Consider the following 21,483-nt stretch of genomic DNA (forward strand, 5'->3'; position numbering starts at 1 on the left):
TTTCTGCGAAACCAGCGCAACCCTTAGAAGGCGTACTTCATGCCCAGGTTGAGGCTGTTGTACTTCTGGCTGCTGTCGCCGAAGCGGCCGCTGTAGCCGAACCAGCCGCTCAGGGCCTGGGTGAACTGGGCGCTCACGCCCACGTCACCGGTGCCCCAGCTCTTGTCAGGCGAGAAGCCGGTGAGGGCGAAGGAGCCCTGCATGCCGTTGAGGCCGGCGGTGACTTCGCGGGCATCGGCCTTGCTGTCGTAGTTCCAGGCCAGTTCGGCGTACGGCGACAGCATGGTGTTGCCGGCCTGCCAGTGACCTTCCAGGCGCCAGCCGAGGGTGGAGATCTGCGCGTCGCGCTGCTGGCTGCCGAACCACATGGCGGTGCTGTCGCTGCTGCTTTCGCTGTAGCTGTTGACCTTGATGCTCTGCCACTCGACCGTGGCGAACGGGCCGGTGCGCAGGGCGCTCATGTCGAACCAGTAACCGCCGGTGATGCCGCCGCCCACGTGGTTGCCGTCCGCCTTGGCGTTCTCGGTGCGCAGCAAGCTGCCGAGCTGGATCTTGCGCTCGATGTCCGAGAAGTTGTCCTGGCCGAAGTCGACGTAGCCGCCAACGTAGCCGCCTCCCTGGTGCCACATCAGGTAACCCAGGCCCGACACGTCCTGCAGCTTGTAGCCGCCGCCGCCGGAGAAGTCGGCGTTGTGCTGGCCCACGTTCATGGCCACGCCGCCCGACCAGCTCTCGTTGAAGCGCACGTCGGCACCGAAGGTCAGGTTGACGTTGTCGCTGGTGGTGCGCGGCGAGCTGGCGCTGCTGTCGAAGCGCTGGTCGCCGTAGTCCACGTTTGCCCACACGCGCGTGTCGCTACCCTGGCCGTCGGCCAGCATCTGGTTGCGCACGGCGCGGTTCTGGGCCTGGATCGAAGCCAGCGGGGCTTCGGCGAGCAGCGAGGCGTAGCCCGGTGCGTTGAGGATAGAGACCACGTACTGGCCCAGCATCACGTCAGCCGCGGTGGTCGGGTGCACGCCATCGGCGAACAGGTAGGTCTGGTTGGTGCCAGCCGCGTAGGTGTAAGGCGCGCCCGAGCCTGCGGGGCCGCACTGCACCGAGCTGGAGCCCACGCCGCAGGCTTCGTTCGTGACGTTGGTGAAGCCAAAGGCGCCCGGATTGGCGATGGCTTCATTGAGCAGGCTGTAGGTGTCGACCGGGATGATGCCCTTGCCGAGCGTGCCCAGGCCGGCATTGAGCGTGCCGTTGAATGCCAGGCTCAGGCTGGTCAGTGCGGCCGCAGCGGTGGCGCCCTGCTCGGTGGCCGAGGGGGTCAGGCCGATGTTGGGCAGGTTGAACACCAGAATGTTCTTGACGCCTGCCGCCTGCAGCTGGCCGACCAGCTTCACTTCCTGCTGGGCGGCGGCAACGATGGATGCAGCCGCCTGGTCGGCCGTCATGAAGCCGGACACGCCGGCCGCCGCCAGCACAGCCTGGCTCACCTGCGCCGTCACCTGCTGGGTGATGGCCGGGGTCATCGCGGCGATCTGGGCCGGGGTATACAGGCCCGACGCCGAGAGCTGGGCCACCGTGCTGGCCACGTTCTGCTGGATCAGCTGCTGGGCTGTGGCGCCCGCGCCCGCCGCAGTAGCGGCGTAGAAGATGTCATTGGCACCACCCCACATGGAGTAAAGCGCCTTGCTGTCGAACCTGCCGCCGGCGAGGTAGGCATTCACCTGGGTGGTGATGGTCGGCACGGCCGACGGCGTACCCGGCGAATTGGTGAGCACACCGGCGCCGCCCCAGGCGTAGTCGGTGCCGCCCGCCAGCGAGGCGGACAGGTTGTAGCCGTAGTACTTGGCCACGTTCTGCACGGTCACCGCGCCCGGGTTGGTGGTGAATTCCCACGGCGGCTGGATGGCCGGGTTGGTGGCCAGGGAGATGTTGCCGGCATCGCTGAGGCTGTCGCCGAACACGACGACGCTGTCGAACTTGGAGCTGGCGGCGAACGCCGGGGAGCTGATCAGCAGTGCGGCGGCGATGGCGCCTGCGATGGTGCGGGTACGGAACATGTCGGTAACACTCCTTGAACCGGGCGGGTCTTTGTTATCACAACGTTACGGTAATGCATGCCCATACGTCAGCGCATGCTGCGCTGCACAGGAAAATGCTTATGGGGCACCCCAATGAATGGTGGGAGCGCACCCTGTGCGCGACCGGCCTGCCGGGTGATCCGGGCAGGGCGGTCGCGCACAGGGTGCGCTCCCACTGGTAAGGCGCTGGCTTAGCGCTTCAGCGCCTTGGAGAAGGCGTCGGCAAACGCGCTATTGGACGGTGCCGGTGCCTGCTTGGGCGCACCGCCACCCGGACGCGGGCCACGGTTGTCCCGCTGGCCGCCACGGGCATCGTTGCCGCCGGCGGCCGGTCGCGCACCGCGGGCCTGCTGCTGGCCCGGTTCGTCATCCAGGCGCATGGACAGGCCGATGCGCTGGCGCGGCAGGTCGACCTCCATCACCTTCACCTTGACGATATCGCCCGCCTTCACCGCGTCGCGCGGATCCTTCACGAAGGTGTGCGAGAGCGCCGAGACGTGCACCAGGCCGTCCTGGTGCACGCCGATATCCACGAACGCACCGAAGGCCGCCACGTTGGTCACGCGGCCTTCCAGCACCATGCCGGGGCGCAGGTCCTTCACGTCTTCCACGCCTTCGGCAAAGCTCGGTGCGGTGAACTCCGGACGCGGATCGCGGCCGGGCTTCTCCAGCTCCTTGAGGATGTCGCGCACGGTCGGCACACCGAAGGTCTCGTCGGTGTACTGCTCGGCCTTGAGGCCGCGCAGAAAGCTGATGTCGCCGATGATGGAACGCACCTCGCGACCGCACTGGGCAATGATGCGCTCGACCACCGGATAGGCTTCCGGATGCACCGCGCTCATGTCGAGCGGATTGTCGCCGTTGGGCACGCGCAAGAAGCCCGCGCACTGCTCGAATGCCTTGTCACCCAGGCGCGGCACCTTCAGCAGTGCCTTGCGATTGGCGAACGGACCATTGGCATCGCGGTGCTTCACCACGTTTTCGGCCACGCTGGCGGAAAGACCTGCCACGCGCGTGAGCAGTGCGGCGGAAGCCGTGTTCACGTCCACGCCCACGGCGTTCACGCAGTCTTCGACCTTCGCATCCAGCGCGCGCGCCAGCTTCACCTGGTTCACGTCGTGCTGGTACTGGCCCACGCCGATCGCCTTGGGCTCGATCTTCACCAGCTCGGCGAGCGGATCCTGCAGGCGGCGCGCGATGGACACCGCGCCGCGCAGGCTCACGTCCAGATCCGGAAATTCCTTGGCCGCCGTTTCCGACGCCGAGTACACCGACGCGCCCGCTTCGCTCACCACGATCTTGGAGAGCTTGTGGTCCGGATGCGACTTGGCCAGGCCCTTGATCAGCTCGCCGGCCAGCTTGTCGGTTTCGCGCGACGCGGTGCCGTTGCCGATCGCGATCAGGTCCACGCCGTGCTTCTGGCACAGGCGTGCCAGCGCAGCCAGCGATTCGTTCCACTGGCGGCGCGGCTCATGCGGATAAACCGTGTCGGTGGCGAGCAGCTTGCCGGTGGCGTCGACCACGGCCACCTTCACGCCGGTGCGGATGCCCGGGTCCAGGCCCATCACGCTCTTGGCACCGGCAGGCGCGGCGAGCATGAGGTCCTTGAGGTTGTCGCCGAATACGCGGATCGCCTCGTCCTCGGCGCCTTCGCGCACGCGGCCGAACAGATCCAGCGTGAGATGCAGGTGCAGCTTCACGCGCCAGGTCAGGCGCACGGTTTCGCGCAGCCATGCGTCGGCGGCGCGGCCGCGATCGACGATGCCCGCATGCGCGGCCACGCGGCCCTCGCCTTCGATGTGGCCCTGTTCCATGTCCAGCGCAGGCGCCAGATCCAGCTCGATCACGCCTTCGTTGCGTGCGCGCATCAGCGCGAGCAGGCGATGCGACGGGATCTTGCCGATGGGTTCCACATGGTCGAAGTAGTCGCGGAACTTCGCGCCTTCGTTCTCCTTGCCCTCGACCACTTTGGCGCGAATCTGGCCCTTGTCCCATAGCCAATCGCGCAGCTCGCCGAGCAGGCCGGCATTTTCGGCGATGCTTTCCATCAGGATTGCGCGGGCGCCGTCAAGTGCGGCGCGCACATCGGCCACGCCCTTCTCGGCATCGACAAAGGATTCGGCCAGGGCTTCCGGCGACTGTGTGGGATCGTCGCGCAGGCTGGTGGCCAGCGGCTCCAGGCCGGCTTCACGCGCAATCTGCGCCTTGGTGCGACGCTTGGGCTTGTACGGCAGGTACAAGTCTTCCAGGCGCGCCTTGGTGTCGGCGGAGAGGATGTCGCCCTTCAGCGCATCGGTCATCTTGCCCTGCTCGTCGATGCTGGCGAGGATCGCGCTGCGGCGCTCTTCCAGCTCGCGCAGGTAGCGCAGGCGTTCTTCCAGCAGGCGCAGCTGCGTGTCGTCGAGACCGCCGGTGACTTCCTTGCGGTAGCGCGCGATGAACGGCACGGTGGCGCCGCCGTCGAGAAGGTCCACCGCGGAGCGGACCTGTTCGGGCTTGGCGGCGATGTCCTGGGCAATACGTTGTTCGATGCTGAGCATGAGGCTGAAACGATTCCTGAGCTTTCGACAAGACGACGGATCGCCGTGGACCCATCGGGCCGTCGATCATAGCAAGTCGGTGCGCGCGTCTACGCGCGCGCGACGGGGGCCTGTTCAGGGCGAAGCGTCAGGTAGCCGGCCGCGCGCGGTCCGGCGGGGGCATCGTCGTGATCGCCCGGCATGCCGGTGGCGAGCCGGTGCGTGCGCGCATGGCGGTGCAGATAAATCGGGCGCAAGTCCTGCTCGTGGGCCACCGGCATCACGGCCAGCGCTGGCTGGGGCGTCACATGCTGCTCGGAGGTGTGCCCGTTGGGTGTGTGCCAAAGGCTCACGGCGGCCAGCACCGCAACGATCACTGCCAGAGTGATGGCCGCGGCCACCCAGCGCCGCGGTGGCTCGCTGGATGGTGCCGGCGGCAGCATCGGCAGAGGCGGAGCCGGGGCGAGATCGTCGTTGCTGGCGATGTCGGGCAACGGCTCGTTGGCGGGTGCCGTCGCCGAAGGCGAGCGGTGTACATCACCAATGAAGCGATAGCCCAGGCTGTGCACCGTGGCGATGTACCGCGGCTGCGAGACGTTATCTCCCAACGCGTGCCGCAGTTGCGAGATCACACGAGTGAGCACACCGGGAGTGACGTGCCTGTGCCCCCATGCGGCATCAAGCAACGCATCCTTGCCAACGACCTCACCAGCTTGTTGCAGCAGGACTACCAGTACCGCGTAAGCCTTGGGTTCGACGGAAACCGTCTCGCCTGCACGCTCGAGGCGATGGGCACGCGGTTCGACGAGGATGTCGTCGCAGTGGTAGATCCAGCCGCAGTCGGGATGGGACTGGGCCATGACCTTGTCTGGTTCGCGGCCCCCTGTTCGACAAGCATGCGCTTCTTGCGCGCCTGCGAGCATCCGCCATAGGTCATAATTTGAGGGTTTTTTGCGCTGAAAAGCGCTGCACGCACCGTGCATGTCGACGAGATGCAACGCATGCGTGAACGCGGTGTGCGGGTGACGTCAGTGTCGCCGCCTGCTGGCGGCGGATCTCACCGTCGATGCATCGGAGTGATGCATCGATGAAACTCACGCGTTGAACGAACCGTTGTCGTGGCCCGTGCGCGGCGTGCGCGATGCAACGTCCTTGGCGCGACCGTTGAGCACCAGCGTCTGCGCCATCAGGTCGTGAAGACCTTGCTTGCGCCGCGTCCACGCCACCATCAGGAAACCGATGCACAGCGTGAAGGCGCTGACGATCTTGGCGAAGTAGCGACCGGTGGCGCGCATGAAGTTGATGCGCTTGCCGTCCATGTCGGTCACGCGGATGCCCAATGCGAGCTTGCCCACGGTGCCCTGCCATGCAGAACTCTCGCACAGTGCGAAATACAGCCACGACACCAGCGTCTGCGCGATAAGCGCGGGCCATAGCGCGTGGAGGTAGGCATCCATGGCCGCCAGCGCGAGTTGCGGATCCTCGCCCGCGGCAAGCTTCGCCTGCATGTAGGCTTCAGCGGCCTTGGTCGCGCCCAGCATGCTGCTCAGTATCGTGTTCGGAATCCACAGCACGAACGCATCGATGATGTAGGCCGCCACGCGCTTCCAGAAGCCGGCGTAGTCGTCCAGTGCAGCCACGGCGCTACCGTTGGTTGCGTCCGGCACATCGACGCTCGGAGGCACCGGCGGCGCCGCAGAGAATGCAGGCGGCTCGGCGGAACGTTCGTCGGGGAACATGGTGGAGAGCGGCGCCCAGTCCGCCATGCCTTCGTACCAGCCGAGATCGTCAGGACTGACCTGGCCGCTGCGCAGCCATTGGCGTACATCCACTTCCTTGTACGGGCCGTGCCGTTCGCCGTCCCTACCGATCCAGACTTCCATGGTGTACTCCGAGATCAATCGTCAGGCCCGCATGATGCCATGCGGGCGAGTTTCCTTGGTGTTGCGCGAGGCCTGGGTCAGGCGGCGTCGCGGCGCTTCAGGTGCACCAGCAGCAGCGAAATCGCCGCCGGCGTGACACCGCTGATGCGGGCCGCCTGGCCGATGGTTTCCGGCAACGTGCGCTTGAGCTTGAGCAACACTTCGGCCGAAAGGCCGCGCACCTTGTCGTAGTCGAAGCTGGTGGGAATGGCTGTCAGCTCGTGGCGACGCTGGCGCTCGATCTCCTCGCGCTGGCGCTCGAGGTAGCCGGCGTACTTGGTCTGCACTTCCACCTGGGCAGCCACGTCGACGTTGTCCACGGCCGGTCCGATGCCTTCCACCGCCGTCAGGGTGGCGTAATCGAGTTCGGGGCGACGAAGCAGGTCCAGCGCATTCGTCTCGCGACTCAGTGTGATGCCGAGCTGCTGCGCGATGGAGGCACCCAGCGCATTCGCCGGCGCGGCCCAGATGGTGCCCAGGCGCTGCGTTTCCAGCGCCACGGCATCGCGCTTGGTGCGCAGCGCGTCGTAGCGCGCCTGCGGCACCACGCCCAGGCGATGGCCGGTTTCGGTCAGGCGCAGGTCCGCATTGTCTTCGCGCAGATACAGGCGATATTCCGCGCGCGAAGTGAACATGCGGTAGGGCTCGATGGTGCCGTTGCTGGTGAGGTCATCGATCAGCACGCCGATGTAGGCTTCGTCGCGACGTGGATACCACGGCGATTCGCCCTTCACTGCCAGCGCAGCGTTGAGGCCGGCGACCAGGCCCTGTGCGCCGGCTTCTTCGTAGCCGGTGGTGCCGTTGATCTGCCCGGCGAAGTACAGGCCCGGGATGGTCTTCGTTTCCAGCCACGGATGCAGGCCGCGCGGATCGAAATAGTCGTACTCGATGGCGTAGCCCGGGCGCGTGATGTGCGCTTTCTCAAAGCCCTTGATTGAATGCACCAGCGCCAGCTGCACGTCGTAGGGCAGGGAAGTGGAAATGCCGTTCGGATAAACCTCGAACGTATCCAGACCTTCCGGCTCGATGAAGATCTGGTGCGAGTTCTTCTCGGCGAAGCGCACCACCTTGTCCTCGATGGACGGACAGTAGCGCGGGCCCACGCCTTCGATCTGGCCGCTGTACAAGGGCGAGCGGTCCAGCGAGCTGCGGATCAGCTCGTGCGTGTGCTCGCTGGTATGGGTGATCCAGCAGCTCACCTGGCGCGGATGCTCGCTGCGCGAGCCCAGGTAGGAGAACACCGGCGCCGGATCGTCGCCAGGCTGTTCTTCCAGGCCGGTGAAATCAATGCTGCGCAGGTCGATGCGCGGAGGCGTGCCGGTTTTCAGGCGATCGGCCGCCACCGGCAGTTCGCGCAGCTTCTGGGCGAGCGTGCTGGCGGGCGGGTCGCCCGCGCGGCCGCCGGCGTACTGGGCCGGGCCGATATGGATCTTGCCGGCCAGGAAGGTGCCGGCGGTCAGTACCACTGCCCGGGCGCGGAAGGACAGGCCCATCTGCGTCACCACGCCGGTCACGCGGCCGCCTTCCAGGATCAGGTCGTCCACCGCCTGCTGGAACAGCTCCAGGTTCGGCTGGGTTTCCACCATGCGACGGATGGCTGCCTTATAGAGCGAGCGGTCGGCCTGGCAGCGCGTGGCACGCACCGCCGGGCCCTTGGAGGCGTTCAGGGTGCGCCACTGGATGCCGGCGAGATCCGCCGCATGCGCCATGGCGCCGCCCAGGGCGTCGATTTCCTTGACCAGATGGCCCTTGCCGATGCCGCCGATGGCCGGGTTGCAGCTCATCTGGCCAATCGTCTCGATGTTGTGGCTCAGCAGCAGCGTGCGCGCACCCGTACGGGCCGCGGCGAGCGCAGCCTCGGTGCCGGCATGGCCGCCGCCGACCACGATGACGTCGTAGTTAACTGGATGAAACATGGAAGAAATTGACCCTGACGCGCAGGTTTGGACCTAACTGGACGCATATGGTACCGCCGTTACGGCGCCCCTGCCGTTGGCACGCTTCCTGCTTTAACCTGAGTGCACTTTCCACGGGCAGAAGCTGCGCTTAGTTGCGCGCCGAGATCGAACGACAGGGGTTCGATCGCGTGCCGGGGAGAGGAAGCAAGAAGGCGCCCCTCGGGGCGCCTTCGCCTTTTCTGAGCCTTGAACAGCTTTCAAGCGCTCTGGATAAGATCTGGCGCCCGGCGGTCTCAGGAACAGGGGGAATCCAGGATGACCGTGTTGCCGGGCGCCAGAAACCGAAAATGGATCACTGGCTGCAGCGTTGTGGCTGCGCGTTGACGTGGATATTCACGCCTGCAGCGTGAACGTGGAGTGACTAAAACGCCCGTTTGTGCCGTGACTTGGCACCTCGTGACGTACAGCGTCATTCTGTGATCCAGCGCCATTCTGAATGTGATGATCATCACATCGGTGGCATGCCCGTTGCATTGCCCTCCATGCCGAAAAGAGGCGATAGCTTTTGGGGTGAGGGTCATGGAACTGAGCATGGATTTGCAGCCGGTTTTTCCGCACCACGATCTGTTGATCGAGCTGGGCCGGGTCGAGATGGCCATCGATTATCTGGACGAACGCAGCGAGAACGAACGCCAGGCCTTGCGCCCGCGACTGCTCTCGCGAATGGATCGACTGCGCGACGAACTGGCGCGTCTGGTGGTTTAAGCGTCGCCGCCACGGCGACGGGCGTGAGCGGGTGTACGGAAGATCGTGCACCTGTGTTTTGGAAAGTACGGCCTCATCAAGGCGTCATCCTCTCGCTGAAACACATTACGCCCGGGTGCCCCGTCCAAGGACGGGCCGCACTCGGGCGTTTCTTTAGGCGTGTTTGCCTCAGCCGTGCCGCATGCTGCGCACGATCTCGCCGAGGTTGCGCGACAAATTCGGCTGCGCAACCAGCCAATCGATCACCGCGAGCGCAGCGGCGTGGCGGGTGGGTTCCAGTCGCTGCCAGCCATTGAATGCCGTGGCCAGTCGCGCAGCGATTTGCGGATTGATCGCATCGAGTTGCTGCAGGCATTGGCCAAGCAGGCGGTAGCCGCTGCCATCCACGCGATGGAAACCATCGGGATTGCCGCGCGCCCATGCGCCGAACAGTGCGTTGACGCGGTTAGGGTTCTTCAGCGTGAACGCGGCATCCTGCGCCAGCAACTGCACGCGCTCAAGCACGACATCGCCGGGCAGCTGCGTCTGCACCGAGAACCATTTGTCCATCGCCAGCGGGTTGTCGGCATAGCGCTCGCGGAAATGCAGCAGCGCGGCAGGTGCCTGCGGTGCGTTTCCGCGCACCAGCACGGACAGCGCGGCAAGCCGGTCGGTCATGCTGGGCGCGTTGTCGTACTGCAGCGTGGCCAGTACGTGCGCGCCCCACGGATCGATGGCCGCGATCAGGTCCAGCACGCGTCGCTTGAGCCGGCGACGCGCCTGGCTCACCGCATCCAGTTCCCGGTTGGTATGCGCGGCCAGTGCTTCGTAGCGTTGCTGCAGCGCTTCACGGCCGATGCGCAGCGCCAGATGCTCCTGCAGCTTCAGGCGCAGTGCGTGCACGTGCGAAGGGTCCACCATGCGTTCGCGTTCGGCCAGTTCGATCTCGCCAGGCGGCGTGAGCAGGTCGGCCAGCAGCGCATCGTCGATGCCGGTTTCGCCGAACAGGGCGGCCAGCGCGCCGCACCACGCATCGAGTGCCTGGGTGGCATTGCCGTCACGCAGATTGTCAAAGGCGCGCGCCGCCAGTTGCTGGCCGGCTTCCCAGCGATTGAAGCCGTCGACGTCGTGTCGCAGCAGCAAGGCCAGTTCATCGGGCGAATAATCGCATTCCAGGATCACCGGTGCGGAGAACCCGCGCAGCAGCGACGGCACCGGTGCGGACGGTACCTGCTGGAAAACGAATGTCTGTTCCGCGGCATCCAGCACCACCACGCGCTCGGTCGCGCCGGATGCCTCGGCATCGTCGCCCACCAGGTGCAGCGGCAGCATGTGGCCGTCGCGGTCGAACAGGGCCAGCTTCACCGGAATCGGCAGTGCCTGCTTGCCCGGCTGGTTGGGCGTGGCCGCCGTGTACTGCGACAACGTGAGCGTGTAGCTGCGCTGCGCCGCGTTGTACTGACCGCGCGCGCTCAGTCGCGGCGTGCCTGCCTGTGCATACCAGGCCAGGTACGGCATCAGGTTGATGCCGTTGGCTTCACCCAGCGCGCCAAGAAAATCTTCCAGCGTGGCCGCGTGTCCGTCGTTGCGCGAGAAGTACAAGTCCATGCCGCGACGGAAGCCTTCGCGACCCAGCCGTCCCGCCACCATGCGCACGAGCTCCGAGCCCTTCTCGTAAACGGTGGCGGTGTAGAAGTTGTTGATCTCGGCGTACTGAGCCGGACGCACCGGGTGCGCCAGCGGGCCGGCATCTTCCGGGAACTGCGCGCGGCGCAGCAGGGCCACGTCCTCGATGCGCTTGAGCGATGCAGAGTTCATGTCCGCCGAGAACTGCTGCTCACGGAATACGGTAAGGCCTTCCTTCAGGGACAGCTGGAACCAGTCGCGGCACGTCACGCGGTTGCCGCTCCAGTTGTGGAAGTACTCGTGTGCCACCACGGCTTCCACCGCGCGGTACTCGTCGTCGGTGCTCGAATCCGGATCGGCCAGCAGATACTTCGCGTTGAAGATGTTGAGGCCCTTGTTCTCCATCGCGCCCATGTTGAAGTCGTGGGTGGCGACGACATGGAACACGTCCAGGTCGTACTCGCGGCCGTAGGTTTGCTCATCCCAGCGCATGGAGCGTTCCAGCGCGTCCATGGCGTAGCCGCATTGACCGATCGCGTCGGGCTCGGCCCAGATCACCAGCGCCACCTTGCGGCCGCTGCCGGTGATGTAATCGTGCTCGATCTTCTGCAGCCGTCCTGCCACCAGCGCGAACAGATAACCCGGCTTGGGATGAGGATCGACAAAACGCGCCCAGTGACGCCCACCCTCCAGCTCGCCGCTGCCATCCGGATTGCCACCGGCCAGCAGCACCGGGAAGCGCTCGCGATCGGCGCGCAGCGTCACCGTATAGCTGGCCAGCACGTCCGGACGGTCCGGGAAAAAGGTGATGTGGCGGAAGCCTTCGGCCTCGCACTGCGTCAGCAGGAAGCCGGCCTCGCGTGAACCGGACAGGTACAGGCCTTCCAGCGCGGTATTCGCCGCCGGCAGCACGCGCACACGCGTCTCCAGCACGCTGTCGTCGCGCACGCCGTCCACTTCCAGCACGTTGTCCGCATAGCGCCAGGCACCCTCGGCCAACGGCTGGCCGTCCAGCGTGATCGAGAGCAGCTCCAGCCCCTCGCCATCCAGGCGCAGCGGCAACCGTTGTGCCGGGTCGCGCTGCAGCTGCAGGCGCGAGGTGACCTCGGTGCTGTCGATGCCCAGATCGAAAGCCAGCTCGATCGTCGTCACGCGCCAGGCCGGCGGACGGTAGTCGCTGAGCCGGATCAGGGGGGAAGAGGTGTCGTTGCGAAGGGTCATGGTCCGGCCGGAACTACGGAAACAGGTGAGTCAGGCTAACATGCGGGCCTTTCCCTGCAGGACAAGGCAATGGCAGAGTTTCTTGCGGAACGCGGACAGCTTGGCGAGCACGGCATTGTGGTGCTGACCGATACGGCGCGAGGCCGGTGCGTACGCATCGCGCGACGCGGTGCCACCCTGGTCAGCCTGGAAGTGCCCACCCCGCAAGGGGTCAGGGACGTCGCCGACGGCTATCGCGACGCCGGTGAGCTCGATACCCGCCCCAGCTCGCGCTTCGCCATCATGGTGCCCTTCGCCAACCGCATTGCCGACGCCCGCTATACCTTCGACAACGAACCGTACGACCTGCAGCCGGGCATCGAAGGCAGCTCGCGCGCCGCGCGCCACGGCTTCGTGCGCGGTGTCGAATTCGACGTGACGGAACTTGTCGCCGATGACCAGAGCGCACGCGTCACCTTCGCCACGAAGGCAATCCGGCCCGGCGCGCATGCCGGATATCCGTTTGCCATCGACCTGGACGTCACCTACGTTCTCGATGCCAGCGGCATCACGCTGGAAGCCGTCATGCGCAACGTGGGTGACCACGCTGCACCGTGCTTCTTTGGCTGGCACCCGTACTTCCGTCTATCGGACTCACCGATCGAGGGATGGGAGCTGCAGATTCCCGCCGACTCCGTGGTGCGCACCGACGAAGGCTTTATTCCCATTGCCGGCGAAGGCGCCCTTGCCCCGCTGGAGCTGGCGCCGGAGCTGGATTTCCGCCAGATGCAGCCGATCGGGCCGCGTGAACTCAATCATGCGTACGCCGACCTTCGCGTGGATACCGATGGGCGCGCCCGCACGCGCCTGCGCGATCCCGACTCCGGCCTGACCCTGGCCATGTGGCAAACCTCCGGCGTGATGCTCGCCTTCACCGCCGATACCGTGACGCGCGACGTGCGCCGCTCGGTGGCGCTGGAGCCGATGGAAAGCTGGGCTGATGCCTTCAATCGCCCCGATTGTGCGGATGCCATCCGTCTCGAGCCCGGTGCCGAGCGGCGATATACCTGTGGCGTGGAGATCGAAAGCCCATGAGCACCACCTTCAATCGCGCCGCATTGCCCACCTTTGCGCAGGTGCAGGAAGCTGCCGCACGCATCTCACCGTATGCCGTCGTCACGCCAGTACTTCGCAGTGCCGTGCTCAACGCGCTCACGGGCGCAGACCTCCATTTCAAGTGCGAGAACCTGCAGCGCGGCGGCGCGTTCAAGTTCCGCGGTGCCTGCAACGCCGTGTGGTCGATGGACGATGAGCAGGCCGCACGTGGCGTGGTCACGCATTCTTCCGGCAATCACGGCAACGCCCTGGCCATGGCCGCGGCGACGCGTGGCATTCCCGCCCACGTGATCGTGCCGGAGGGCGCCGTGCGCACCAAGCTGCTCGCCATCGAACGCGCCGGCGCCATCCTGCATCGCTGCGAGGCAACGCAGGCGGCACGCGAGGCCAAGGCCGATGAAGTCCAGCGCGCCACCGGCGCGGAGTTGGTGCACCCGTTCTCCGATACCCGCGTGATGGCCGGGCAGGGCACGGCAGCGCTGGAACTGCTGGAGCAGACCGGCGGCGTCGATATCGTGGTGACACCAATCGGCGGTGGCGGGTTGATCGCAGGCACCAGCATCGCCGTGCATGGCGTGGCACCGCAGCTGCTTATCCATGGCGCCGAACCGATCGGTGCGGACGATGCCGCGCGCTCGCTGGCGGCTGGCGCACGCGTGGGGCCGTTCGTGCCGGACACCATCTGTGATGGATTGCGCACCCTGATCGGCGAGACGAACTTTAATGCGTTGCGCTTGCATCGCGTCGAGGTGACCACGGTGAGCGATGAGGAAGTCATCGTGGCGATGAAGTTGCTGTGGAATGAGTTGAAGATCGTGGTGGAGACGTCGAGTGCCACGGTGCTGGCGGCGGTGTTGAAGCGGCCGGAGCGGTTTGCGGGGAAAAGGGTTGGGTTGGTGCTTAGTGGGGGGAATGTGGATATCGAGGCGTTGCCCTGGTGATTCGCGCTTTGCTCTCTCTGTCCAATAGGGAGAGGGTTGGAGACTTGCCTCACCGCTGCATGCTTTAGCCGTCATCCCGGCGCAGGCCGGGATCCATAGCCACGGTGGTCTGTTACTACCCCACCGCTTCATTCTTTTGACCGTCATTCCCGCGAATGCGGGAATCCAGTGCCTTTGCTCTCGGCCTTCGGTGCTCACGCAGGCGCCAGGTTGCCGCTTACGCCGCGGAGGCGTTTCGACCTCCTGCCGGAGGCCGAGTCACTTTTCTTTTGCTGGCCCAAAAGAAAAGTAACCCAAAGAAAATGGCCTTAAAAGCTGGCAGCATTCCGGTGAGATAAGCCCGAACGGCTGAGGAACGTTGTTGCTTGGCAACCTCCGCCTCTACACAGCGGATACCTCGATGCGCTTCGCAACGCGCCGAAGCGCAGAGGACTTAACGCGGAGCGTCGTGCCTCACGAGGCACATCCTTCCTTGCCACTCGGGTGTTCACGTTGAACATCCCCTGTCGCTCGTCCTCTCCCGTTCGGGAGAGGACTGGGGTGAGCACTGAGGCGAGAAAGAAACGGGCTTCACACGGTGCGAGACACCCCCTGTAGGAGCGCACCTTGTGCGCGACCGCAGCGTCATGTCGATACCGCTCCGTCAGGTGGTCGCGCACAGGGTGCGCTCCTACAGACAAGCCAAGCCGGCACGCGATATGCCATTGCAGCGCGATGCGATGTGCAGCACAGCTGCACGAGCCGTCGGTTCGATGCTTTTGATCTACCGACCCGTTGAGCGGCGGTGAGGGGCGGACGACAGGCCCGCAGGGGGATCGGCAAGGATGCCGATCCCTTTTCGACAGGACAGGGACGTCCTGTCGAAAAGCCCGGCCGACCCTCACGGACTGGCCGGCTCTATCGGCCAGCGCCGCGATGGGGTGCCCCTTTCTTTTGGTTACTTTTCTTTGGGCAAGCAAAGAAAAGTAACCCGGCCTCCGGCAGGAGGTCGGAAGCCCGCGGCAGGCGAGCCAGATCGCGATATCAATAGAACCCGAAGGCCCAAAGCAAAGTCACTGGACCCCTGCCTACGCAGGGGTGACGGCCAAAGAATGAAGCGGTGAGGCGAGCACCCGCACCCTTTGAGAGGGCTTTACAGGAGTGACGAGTGGAAGAGGCGGGAAGAGATTTGCGTACCGACATCACTTGGAAACACGCCTACCTTACCGAGTCCACCGTCGAGTCGCCGGCCATCCCGACCACATCAACAGACCAGCCCGAGCCGCCGGATTCACAACCCACAGCACCGGCGCGCGAACCTCAACCGGCCTTCGCCCGCCCAGCCCGCGATCCAATCCCACTCACCGCTACCAACCCCGCCAGGATAAACACGATACCCACCAGCTCCATCGCCGTGGGCTGCTCATGCAGGATCACCCACGCCAGCAGCACGCTCACCACGGGCACGCCAAGGCTGGCGACACTGGCCACGGCGGTGGGCAGGCGATGCAGCACGATCAGCCACAAGCCCCAGGCGATGCTGGAGGCCATGACCACGCTGTAGGCAAGGCCGCCGATGAATCCCCAGCTCCAGTCGATCTGGCGTTGCGGCACGCATAGGGCGATCACCACCAGCGCGAGGGCGCCGAACAACATCTGCCAGGCGGTCAGGTTGAGTGGCTTGGGGGCGTGGCGCAGGAATACCCGCTTGCTCAGCACGGTGCCCATGGCCCATGCGCCGCCGGCACCAATCGCAAGCAAAGTGCTGCCGACATTGCCCAGCCCGTGCCAGGGTTCGATGATGCACACCAGCCCGATGGCAGCCAGGCCCAGGCCAAGCCAGCGGCGAGGCGTCAGTCGCTCATCCAGGATCAGCCAGGCCAGCAACACGGCCCAGAAGGGCATGGTGTAGGCCAGTAGCGCCACGCGGCCGGCGCCGCCATTCACCAGTGCCCACTGGCCCAGCCCCTGGAACGCGGTGGTCTGGCACAGGCCAATGCCGATGGTGGGCAGGAGCGGCGGTGGGCGCAGCGGCTGGCGAAGCACCACCAGCGCGCCGAACAGCACGAGCGCACCGAGTACGTAACGGATCGCCGCGAAGTCGAACGGCCCCGCGTGCGTGAGTACCTGTTTCATCACCACCCAGCTGTAGGCCCAGATCAGGATGGTGATCAGCAGCGCTGCCGTGGCGTCGCGCGATGAGTGGGTCGTGTTCATGGGGCCCGGGCGTAGTGGATGGGATGCGTGCGGCGGCGCTGCCCTTGTTCCGCACCCATGGGTGGGATAGCGTCGTGGCCTTCCAGAAAACTTGCAAGACAATCCGGCGCGCGATCATCGCTTTGGCACCGCGATCGCCCTTGATTCCCATGCCCGAGAAGGACGTCGTGATGGCATCGAAGAACCCCAAGCAGCGTTGCCCCTGGGGCAACAGCGCTGACATGCACGACTACCACGACACCGAGTGGGGCACGCCGCTGCACGATGACCGGATGCTGTTCGAGTTCCTGTGTCTGGAAGGTGCCCAGGCCGGTTTGTCATGGCGCACCATCCTGCTCAAGCGCGAGCACTACCGGCGCGTGTTCCACGACTTCGACATTGCCCGCGTCGCCGCCATGAAAGATCGCGAGCTGGAGAAAGCCTTGCTCGATCCGGGCATCGTGCGCAATCGCCTCAAGGTCTACTCCACACGCGACAACGGCATCGCCGCGCTCAAGGTCATCGACGAGTTCGGCAGCCTGGATCGTTACCTGTGGTCCTTCGTCGACGGCAAGCCCATCCGCAATAAGTGGACGGGACAGGGCGACGTGCCGGCAAGCACGCCGGTGTCCGACCGTATGAGCAAGGACCTCAAGAAGCGCGGCTTCCGCTTCGTCGGCACCACCATCTGCTACGCCTTCATGCAGGCAACCGGCATGGTCAATGACCACACGGTGAGCTGCTTCCGCTACAAACAGGTCTGACGTTTCGACGGGGAGGCCAGAGGCTTCCCCGTCGATATGCGCCAGCGGCGCCGCTCAGTTCATCAGTTCCTTGAAGCGCGGATCGGACACAGCCTTCTTGATCAGGTCCTGCACGGCGGGGCCAAGTGCCTGGGCCGTCTGGTTGCATGCGGTGATGGCGTCGAAGCCGCTCTTGAAGTCGTACTTGTTCTCCACGGAAAGCGACTTGCCGTTGTTGGAGTTCAGCGTCAACGAAAGATCCCACCAGCCGCTGGTGAGGCCGGCGCTGGACGAAAAGGCGATCTTGTCCATGCGACCGGTAAGCACGGCATTGCTCTCGCCGTAGACGCCGGCGAGCTTGAACTCATCGTTGAAGGCTTTCTGTACGAACTGCGGAATGGTCGCGCCGTCGGAGGCCTTGATCGGTCCCATCAGGCGGCAGTTGGCGTCGTACGTGGCCGGTGCTTCCAGCGAGGCCACCTGCAGGGTCTTGCCCTGGTAATTCTTGAGAATCATGTCGTTGTCGACGGACACCGAATAGCGCGCGGGCGTCATCGTCGAGCAGCCGGACACGACAAGCATCATGCCCAGAAGGGCAAGCCGATTCATCTTCACGTTTTTCCCCTGTTTCAGTGTGATGCCGTGATGCGGCCCCCCCAGGGTCCGCCACGGCATGGCCGCGGAACGTATCCGCGGCGCGGGACACTTTAGCCAAGGGGCATCCGGAAGCGAATGTCCCTTTTGGCAGATACCGGCGTCAGCGCCGGCGCGATCCGCGCAGGCTGTCGATGGAAAAGCTCGCCATCTCGCCGCCACCCGCCAAGCGGCGCGACTGTCCCGGCGGCGGACCCCAGGCATGCGCCGTCACCACTTCCCATGTCGCGGGAATGCGGCCGTCCACGCGCATCGCGTCGTAGGCTGCGAGCATGCGGCGATAGTGCTGCTTACCCAGCAGATGCCGTTCGCGTTCGCGATCCGCATTGGTCGCTCCCAGCCCCTGCAGTTCCTTGAGCAGCATGCGCGGTTCGCTGTAGGTGAGCGTGTAGCGATCCACGTCCAGCACGGGGTCGCGCAGGCCGGCGCTGATCATCGCGTCGCCCAGATCATGCATGTCCAGGAAGCGGCTCACGTGCGGCTGCTGGTCGGCTTCGGCCCAGGCGGCGCGCAGTTCCTTCAGCGTGTCGGGGCCGAAGGTGGAGTACACCAGCAGGCCGCCGGGCTTGAGCACGCGCACGCATTCACCGAACAGGGCCGGCAAGTCGTCGATCCACTGGAAGCAGAGGTTCGAGTGCAGAACGTCCACGCTATGGTCGGGCAGGGGCAGCGAGGTGGCTTCGGCGCACACGCGCTGGAACGGCTTCAGCCAGCTGATGTTCTTCTTGGCGGTGCGCAGCATGGGCAAGGCCATGTCCATCGCGATCACCTGTGCCTTGGGATAACGCTTGCGCAGCAACGCCGTGCCGCGCCCAGTACCCGCGCCCACGTCGACCACGCGCTCGGGAGTTTCCAGATAGAAGCCAAGGCGATCGAGCAGCAGGGTCTGCACTTCGCGCTGAAGCGCATCGTGCTGTTCATAGGTATGCGCGGCGCGGCCGAAGTTGCGGCGCACCTGCTGGCGGTCGAAATGCGAGTCGGTCATCGGAAGCTGTCCAGCACGGGTGCCAGCGCGTTAGCGACATCACCCGCGTAACCAAAGAACGGCGCGTGGCCGGCGTGCGCGATTTCCGCGTAGCTGCCGCGCGACTGTTCGGCCGACCATGCCATGGCGGCCGGCGGCACGATGCGGTCGCGATGGCCCACGATCCACGCGCTGGGCACGGCGAGGTTGGCGAGCCCGGCGCGGCGGTCGGCGGTTTCGAGGATGCGGATGCCTTCCTGCAGCACGCGCAGGTTTGGCTCGCCACGCTGGAAGATCAGGTTGCGCAGATGGCGTACCTCGGCCATCGGGTCGCGGCTGCCCATGGCTTCCAGCGCAATGAAGCGCTCCAGCGTGCCGTGGTAGTCGGTTTCCAGGTCGGTGGCGAGCTGGCGTACCAGCTTGGGATCGCTGCCATGCGGCCAGTCCTCGCCGCGAGAGAATTTCGGCGTGCCGTCGATGACGCCCAGGCCACGCACGTGATGCGGAAGTTCCATCGCGCCGGTCATGGCGATCAGGCCGCCCAGTGACCACCCGATCCAGATCGCTGCCGGTGTCATGCGCGCAATGGCTTCGGCGCAGGCGGAAGGCTCCAGCGGCAGCGTGCTGTCACGCGAGTAGCCGTGGCCAGGCAGATCCACCACGTGCAGGGTGCAGCGGTCGGCCAGCACCTCGCACAGCGGTTCCATCATGCCGCCGTGCATGGCCCAGCCGTGGAGGATCACCACGGGTATCTCGCCGTGGCCGTGCGTTTCGATGTGGAGATTCATTCGCTTTTTGCTCCCTCTCCCCTTTGGGGAGAGGGTTGGGGTGAGGGGTGGGTACTCGCGATGGCGTTACCACGTGTCGGCTCTTCGCAAGACGGTGCCCTCACCCCGGCCCTCTCCCCAGCGGGGAGAGGGAGAAGTGAAGGCGCCAGGCCCTTGTCCACTGCGCCACGTTCATCGAACACGAAACAATCGCCGTTCCAATGCGTGCCGTCGGTTTCCTCGAAGTACTTCAGGATGCCGCCTTCCAGCTGGTACACGTGATCCATGCCGATGTCTTGCATATGCAGCACGGCTTTCTCGCAGCGGATACCGCCGGTGCAGTACGACACCACGGTCTTGTTCTCGTAGCGCGCGCGGTCGGCGGCGATGGCGGCAGGGAACTCGGTGAAGCTGGCGATGCGGTAGTCCACCGCGTTGTGGAACAGCCCCACGTCGGTTTCGTAGTCGTTGCGCGTATCCAGCAGCACCACGTCGCGACCGTCATCGTCGTGGCCCTGCGCCAGCCAGCGCTGCAGCGTCACCGGTGCCACCGACGGCGCGCGGCCGCCTTCGGGCCGCACGGTCGGCATGCGCATGGTGATGATCTCTTTCTTCAGGCGCACGCGCATCCGGCCGAACGGCACGGCGTCGGAGATCGACTCCTTCGGCTCCAGTCCGGCGAAACGGTGGTCCGTGCGCAGCCAGTCCATGAACGCATCGATGGGCTCGCGCGGACCGGCCAGGAACAGGTTGATGCCTTCGGGCGCCAGCAGGATGGTGCCCTTGAGCGCCAGCGCCTCGCAGCGTTCGAGGATGCGCTCACGCAGCTCGGGAAGGTCGTCCAGGCTGACGAAGCGATAGGCGGAGAGATTGAGGATCGGCATGAGGGGGATGGGGTACGGCAGAGCGGCCATTATACGTGGGGGCCCAGGGGCGCCCGGGAAAGGGCGTCCAGCAGGCGGTCCACGTCCCCTTCCTCGTGGGCGGCGGACAGGGTGATGCGAAGGCGTGCCTTGCCCTGTGGCACGGTGGGAGGGCGGATGGCGGTGACCAGAAAGCCTTCGCCCTCCAGCGCCTCGGCCGCCGCCAGCGCTGCCCGTGCGTCGCCCAGCAGCAGGGGCTGGATGGCGGTAGGCGAGGGCATCAAGGGCAGGCCGAGCTGGGCAGCACCGGCGCGGAACCGGCTGATCAGCGCATGGAGCTTCTCGCGGCGCCAGTTTTCGGTGCGGGCCAGCCGTACGGCAGCCAGCGTGGCGGCAGCGAGGGCCGGCGGCATGGCCGTCGTATAGATATAGGTGCGGGCCGACTGCACCAGCCCGTCGATCAGGGCGGCCGAGCCGGCCACGAAGGCACCGCTGCAGCCCAGCGCCTTACCCAGCGTGGCCATCAGCACGGGCACGTCGCCCTGCGAAAGGCCGGCATCGATCACGCTGCCTTCGCCCTGCGGACCGAGCACGCCCAGGCCGTGCGCATCATCGACCATCAGAGTCGCCGCCTCGCGCAGGCACAGCGCGGCCAGTTCGCGCAGCGGCGCGATATCGCCATCCATGCTGAATACGCCGTCGGTGGCCAGCAACGCGGCGGCGTCGGGACGCGCGGTGAGCTGGCGCGCGGCGCCCGCCACGTCCGCGTGCGGATAGCGCTTCAGTTCGGCGCCGGCCAGTTGCGCGCCATCGATCAGGCAGGCGTGGTTGAGCTTGTCCTGCACGCACACGTCATCGCGTTGCAGCAGTGCCTGCAGGGTGCCGAGGTTGGCCATGTAACCCGTGGAAAACAGCAGGGCACGCTCGCGACCGGTCCATTCGGCCAGCGCTTCTTCCAGCGCCGCATGCGCGGAACGATGCCCGCAGATCAGGTGGGCGGAACCGCTGCCGACCCCGTCGCTGTCGGCGGCGCGCTTGAGTGCATCGACCAGATCCGGATGCTGCGCAAGGCCGAGGTAGTCATTGCTGCAGAAAGAAAGCAGGCGGCGACGGCCGCGCTCCACCCACATGCCGTTGGCGTTCGTCACCGTCTGCAGGCGGCGGCGCAGGCCGTCCTGTTCGCGCTGTTGCGCGTGCGCGGCGAGGCGGGTGAGGAGGTCAGTGCGCATGGTGTGCGATCACCTTCTTTTCCTGCGGGAGCGCACCCTGTGTGCGACGG

At 65.8% G+C, this 21,483-nt stretch carries 16 protein-coding genes; 4 read left to right on the plus strand and 12 right to left on the minus strand.

The genetic code is table 11. From position 1 onward, the window contains the following. Positions 1 to 23: 23 nt before the first annotated feature. The 5 genes from H8F01_RS10715 to mnmG all read right to left on the minus strand — a co-directional run bounded on the left by H8F01_RS10715 (position 24) and on the right by mnmG (position 8,429). On the minus strand, positions 24 to 2,051 hold the full coding sequence (locus H8F01_RS10715; RefSeq protein WP_187059002.1) for an autotransporter outer membrane beta-barrel domain-containing protein: 2,028 nt from the start codon (positions 2,049 to 2,051) through the stop codon (positions 24 to 26). 212 nt (positions 2,052 to 2,263) lie between these two features. Beyond that, complete coding sequence (locus H8F01_RS10720) at positions 2,264 to 4,612, minus strand: Tex family protein (RefSeq protein WP_187059003.1); 2,349 nt, start codon at positions 4,610 to 4,612, stop codon at positions 2,264 to 2,266. 89 nt (positions 4,613 to 4,701) lie between these two features. Then, a complete protein-coding gene (locus tag H8F01_RS10725; protein ID WP_187059004.1) occupies positions 4,702 to 5,451 on the minus strand; it encodes a winged helix-turn-helix domain-containing protein in 750 nt (249 codons plus the stop codon). 234 nt (positions 5,452 to 5,685) lie between these two features. Further along, complete coding sequence (locus H8F01_RS10730) at positions 5,686 to 6,474, minus strand: RDD family protein (protein ID WP_187059005.1); 789 nt, start codon at positions 6,472 to 6,474, stop codon at positions 5,686 to 5,688. A 77-nt stretch (positions 6,475 to 6,551) separates the two neighbouring features. Further along, the gene (mnmG, locus tag H8F01_RS10735) at positions 6,552 to 8,429 is read right to left on the minus strand and encodes a tRNA uridine-5-carboxymethylaminomethyl(34) synthesis enzyme MnmG (RefSeq protein ID WP_187059006.1); all 1,878 of its coding nucleotides are present in this window, start codon (positions 8,427 to 8,429) and stop codon (positions 6,552 to 6,554) included. 573 nt (positions 8,430 to 9,002) lie between these two features. Between mnmG and H8F01_RS10740 the strand changes: the two genes are divergently transcribed. Continuing rightward, a complete protein-coding gene (locus H8F01_RS10740; protein ID WP_238481217.1) occupies positions 9,003 to 9,176 on the plus strand; it encodes a hypothetical protein in 174 nt (57 codons plus the stop codon). A gap of 168 nt (positions 9,177 to 9,344) precedes the next feature. Here H8F01_RS10740 and pepN read toward each other — a convergent pair whose 3' ends face one another. After that, positions 9,345 to 12,002, minus strand: a complete 2,658-nt coding sequence (gene pepN / locus H8F01_RS10745; protein ID WP_187059008.1) for an aminopeptidase N — start codon at positions 12,000 to 12,002, stop codon at positions 9,345 to 9,347. A 69-nt stretch (positions 12,003 to 12,071) separates the two neighbouring features. Between pepN and H8F01_RS10750 the strand changes: the two genes are divergently transcribed. Both H8F01_RS10750 and H8F01_RS10755 read left to right on the plus strand, forming a co-directional pair. Beyond that, positions 12,072 to 13,076, plus strand: coding sequence for an aldose 1-epimerase (locus tag H8F01_RS10750; RefSeq protein WP_187059009.1), 1,005 nt, complete (start codon positions 12,072 to 12,074; stop codon positions 13,074 to 13,076). Continuing rightward, positions 13,073 to 14,038, plus strand: a complete 966-nt coding sequence (locus H8F01_RS10755) for a pyridoxal-phosphate dependent enzyme (protein WP_187059010.1) — start codon at positions 13,073 to 13,075, stop codon at positions 14,036 to 14,038. The genes H8F01_RS10750 and H8F01_RS10755 overlap by 4 nt, the downstream gene beginning before the upstream one ends. A 1,299-nt stretch (positions 14,039 to 15,337) precedes the next feature. Here the strand turns inward: H8F01_RS10755 and H8F01_RS10760 are convergent. After that, a complete protein-coding gene (locus H8F01_RS10760; RefSeq protein WP_187059011.1) occupies positions 15,338 to 16,234 on the minus strand; it encodes a DMT family transporter in 897 nt (298 codons plus the stop codon). Positions 16,235 to 16,404: 170 nt separating this feature from the next. Between H8F01_RS10760 and H8F01_RS10765 the strand changes: the two genes are divergently transcribed. Beyond that, complete coding sequence (locus H8F01_RS10765; RefSeq protein ID WP_187059012.1) at positions 16,405 to 16,977, plus strand: DNA-3-methyladenine glycosylase I; 573 nt, start codon at positions 16,405 to 16,407, stop codon at positions 16,975 to 16,977. A gap of 54 nt (positions 16,978 to 17,031) precedes the next feature. On the opposite strand, the gene H8F01_RS10770 is transcribed toward H8F01_RS10765, so the two are convergent. The 5 genes from H8F01_RS10770 to bioF all read right to left on the minus strand — a co-directional run bounded on the left by H8F01_RS10770 (position 17,032) and on the right by bioF (position 21,433). Beyond that, positions 17,032 to 17,565, minus strand: a complete 534-nt coding sequence (locus tag H8F01_RS10770; RefSeq protein WP_187059013.1) for a hypothetical protein — start codon at positions 17,563 to 17,565, stop codon at positions 17,032 to 17,034. Positions 17,566 to 17,713: 148 nt separating this feature from the next. Then, complete coding sequence (bioC, locus tag H8F01_RS10775; RefSeq protein WP_187059014.1) at positions 17,714 to 18,595, minus strand: malonyl-ACP O-methyltransferase BioC; 882 nt, start codon at positions 18,593 to 18,595, stop codon at positions 17,714 to 17,716. Next, entirely contained in the window at positions 18,592 to 19,362 is a 771-nt protein-coding gene (gene bioH / locus H8F01_RS10780; protein ID WP_187059015.1) for a pimeloyl-ACP methyl ester esterase BioH, read from the minus strand. Before bioH ends, bioC begins: the two co-directional genes overlap by 4 nt. Then, positions 19,359 to 20,225 carry a sulfurtransferase gene (locus H8F01_RS10785; RefSeq protein WP_187059016.1) on the minus strand — a complete coding sequence of 289 codons (867 nt, stop codon included), beginning with the start codon at positions 20,223 to 20,225 and terminating at the stop codon, positions 19,359 to 19,361. The genes bioH and H8F01_RS10785 overlap by 4 nt, the downstream gene beginning before the upstream one ends. A gap of 29 nt (positions 20,226 to 20,254) precedes the next feature. Next, positions 20,255 to 21,433: an 8-amino-7-oxononanoate synthase gene (gene bioF / locus H8F01_RS10790; protein WP_187059017.1), complete on the minus strand. Its 1,179-nt coding sequence runs from the start codon at positions 21,431 to 21,433 to the stop codon at positions 20,255 to 20,257. Between the last annotated feature and the right edge of the window lie 50 nt (positions 21,434 to 21,483).

Source organism: Dyella telluris (assembly GCF_014297575.1).
GTDB lineage: Bacteria > Pseudomonadota > Gammaproteobacteria > Xanthomonadales > Rhodanobacteraceae > Dyella > Dyella telluris.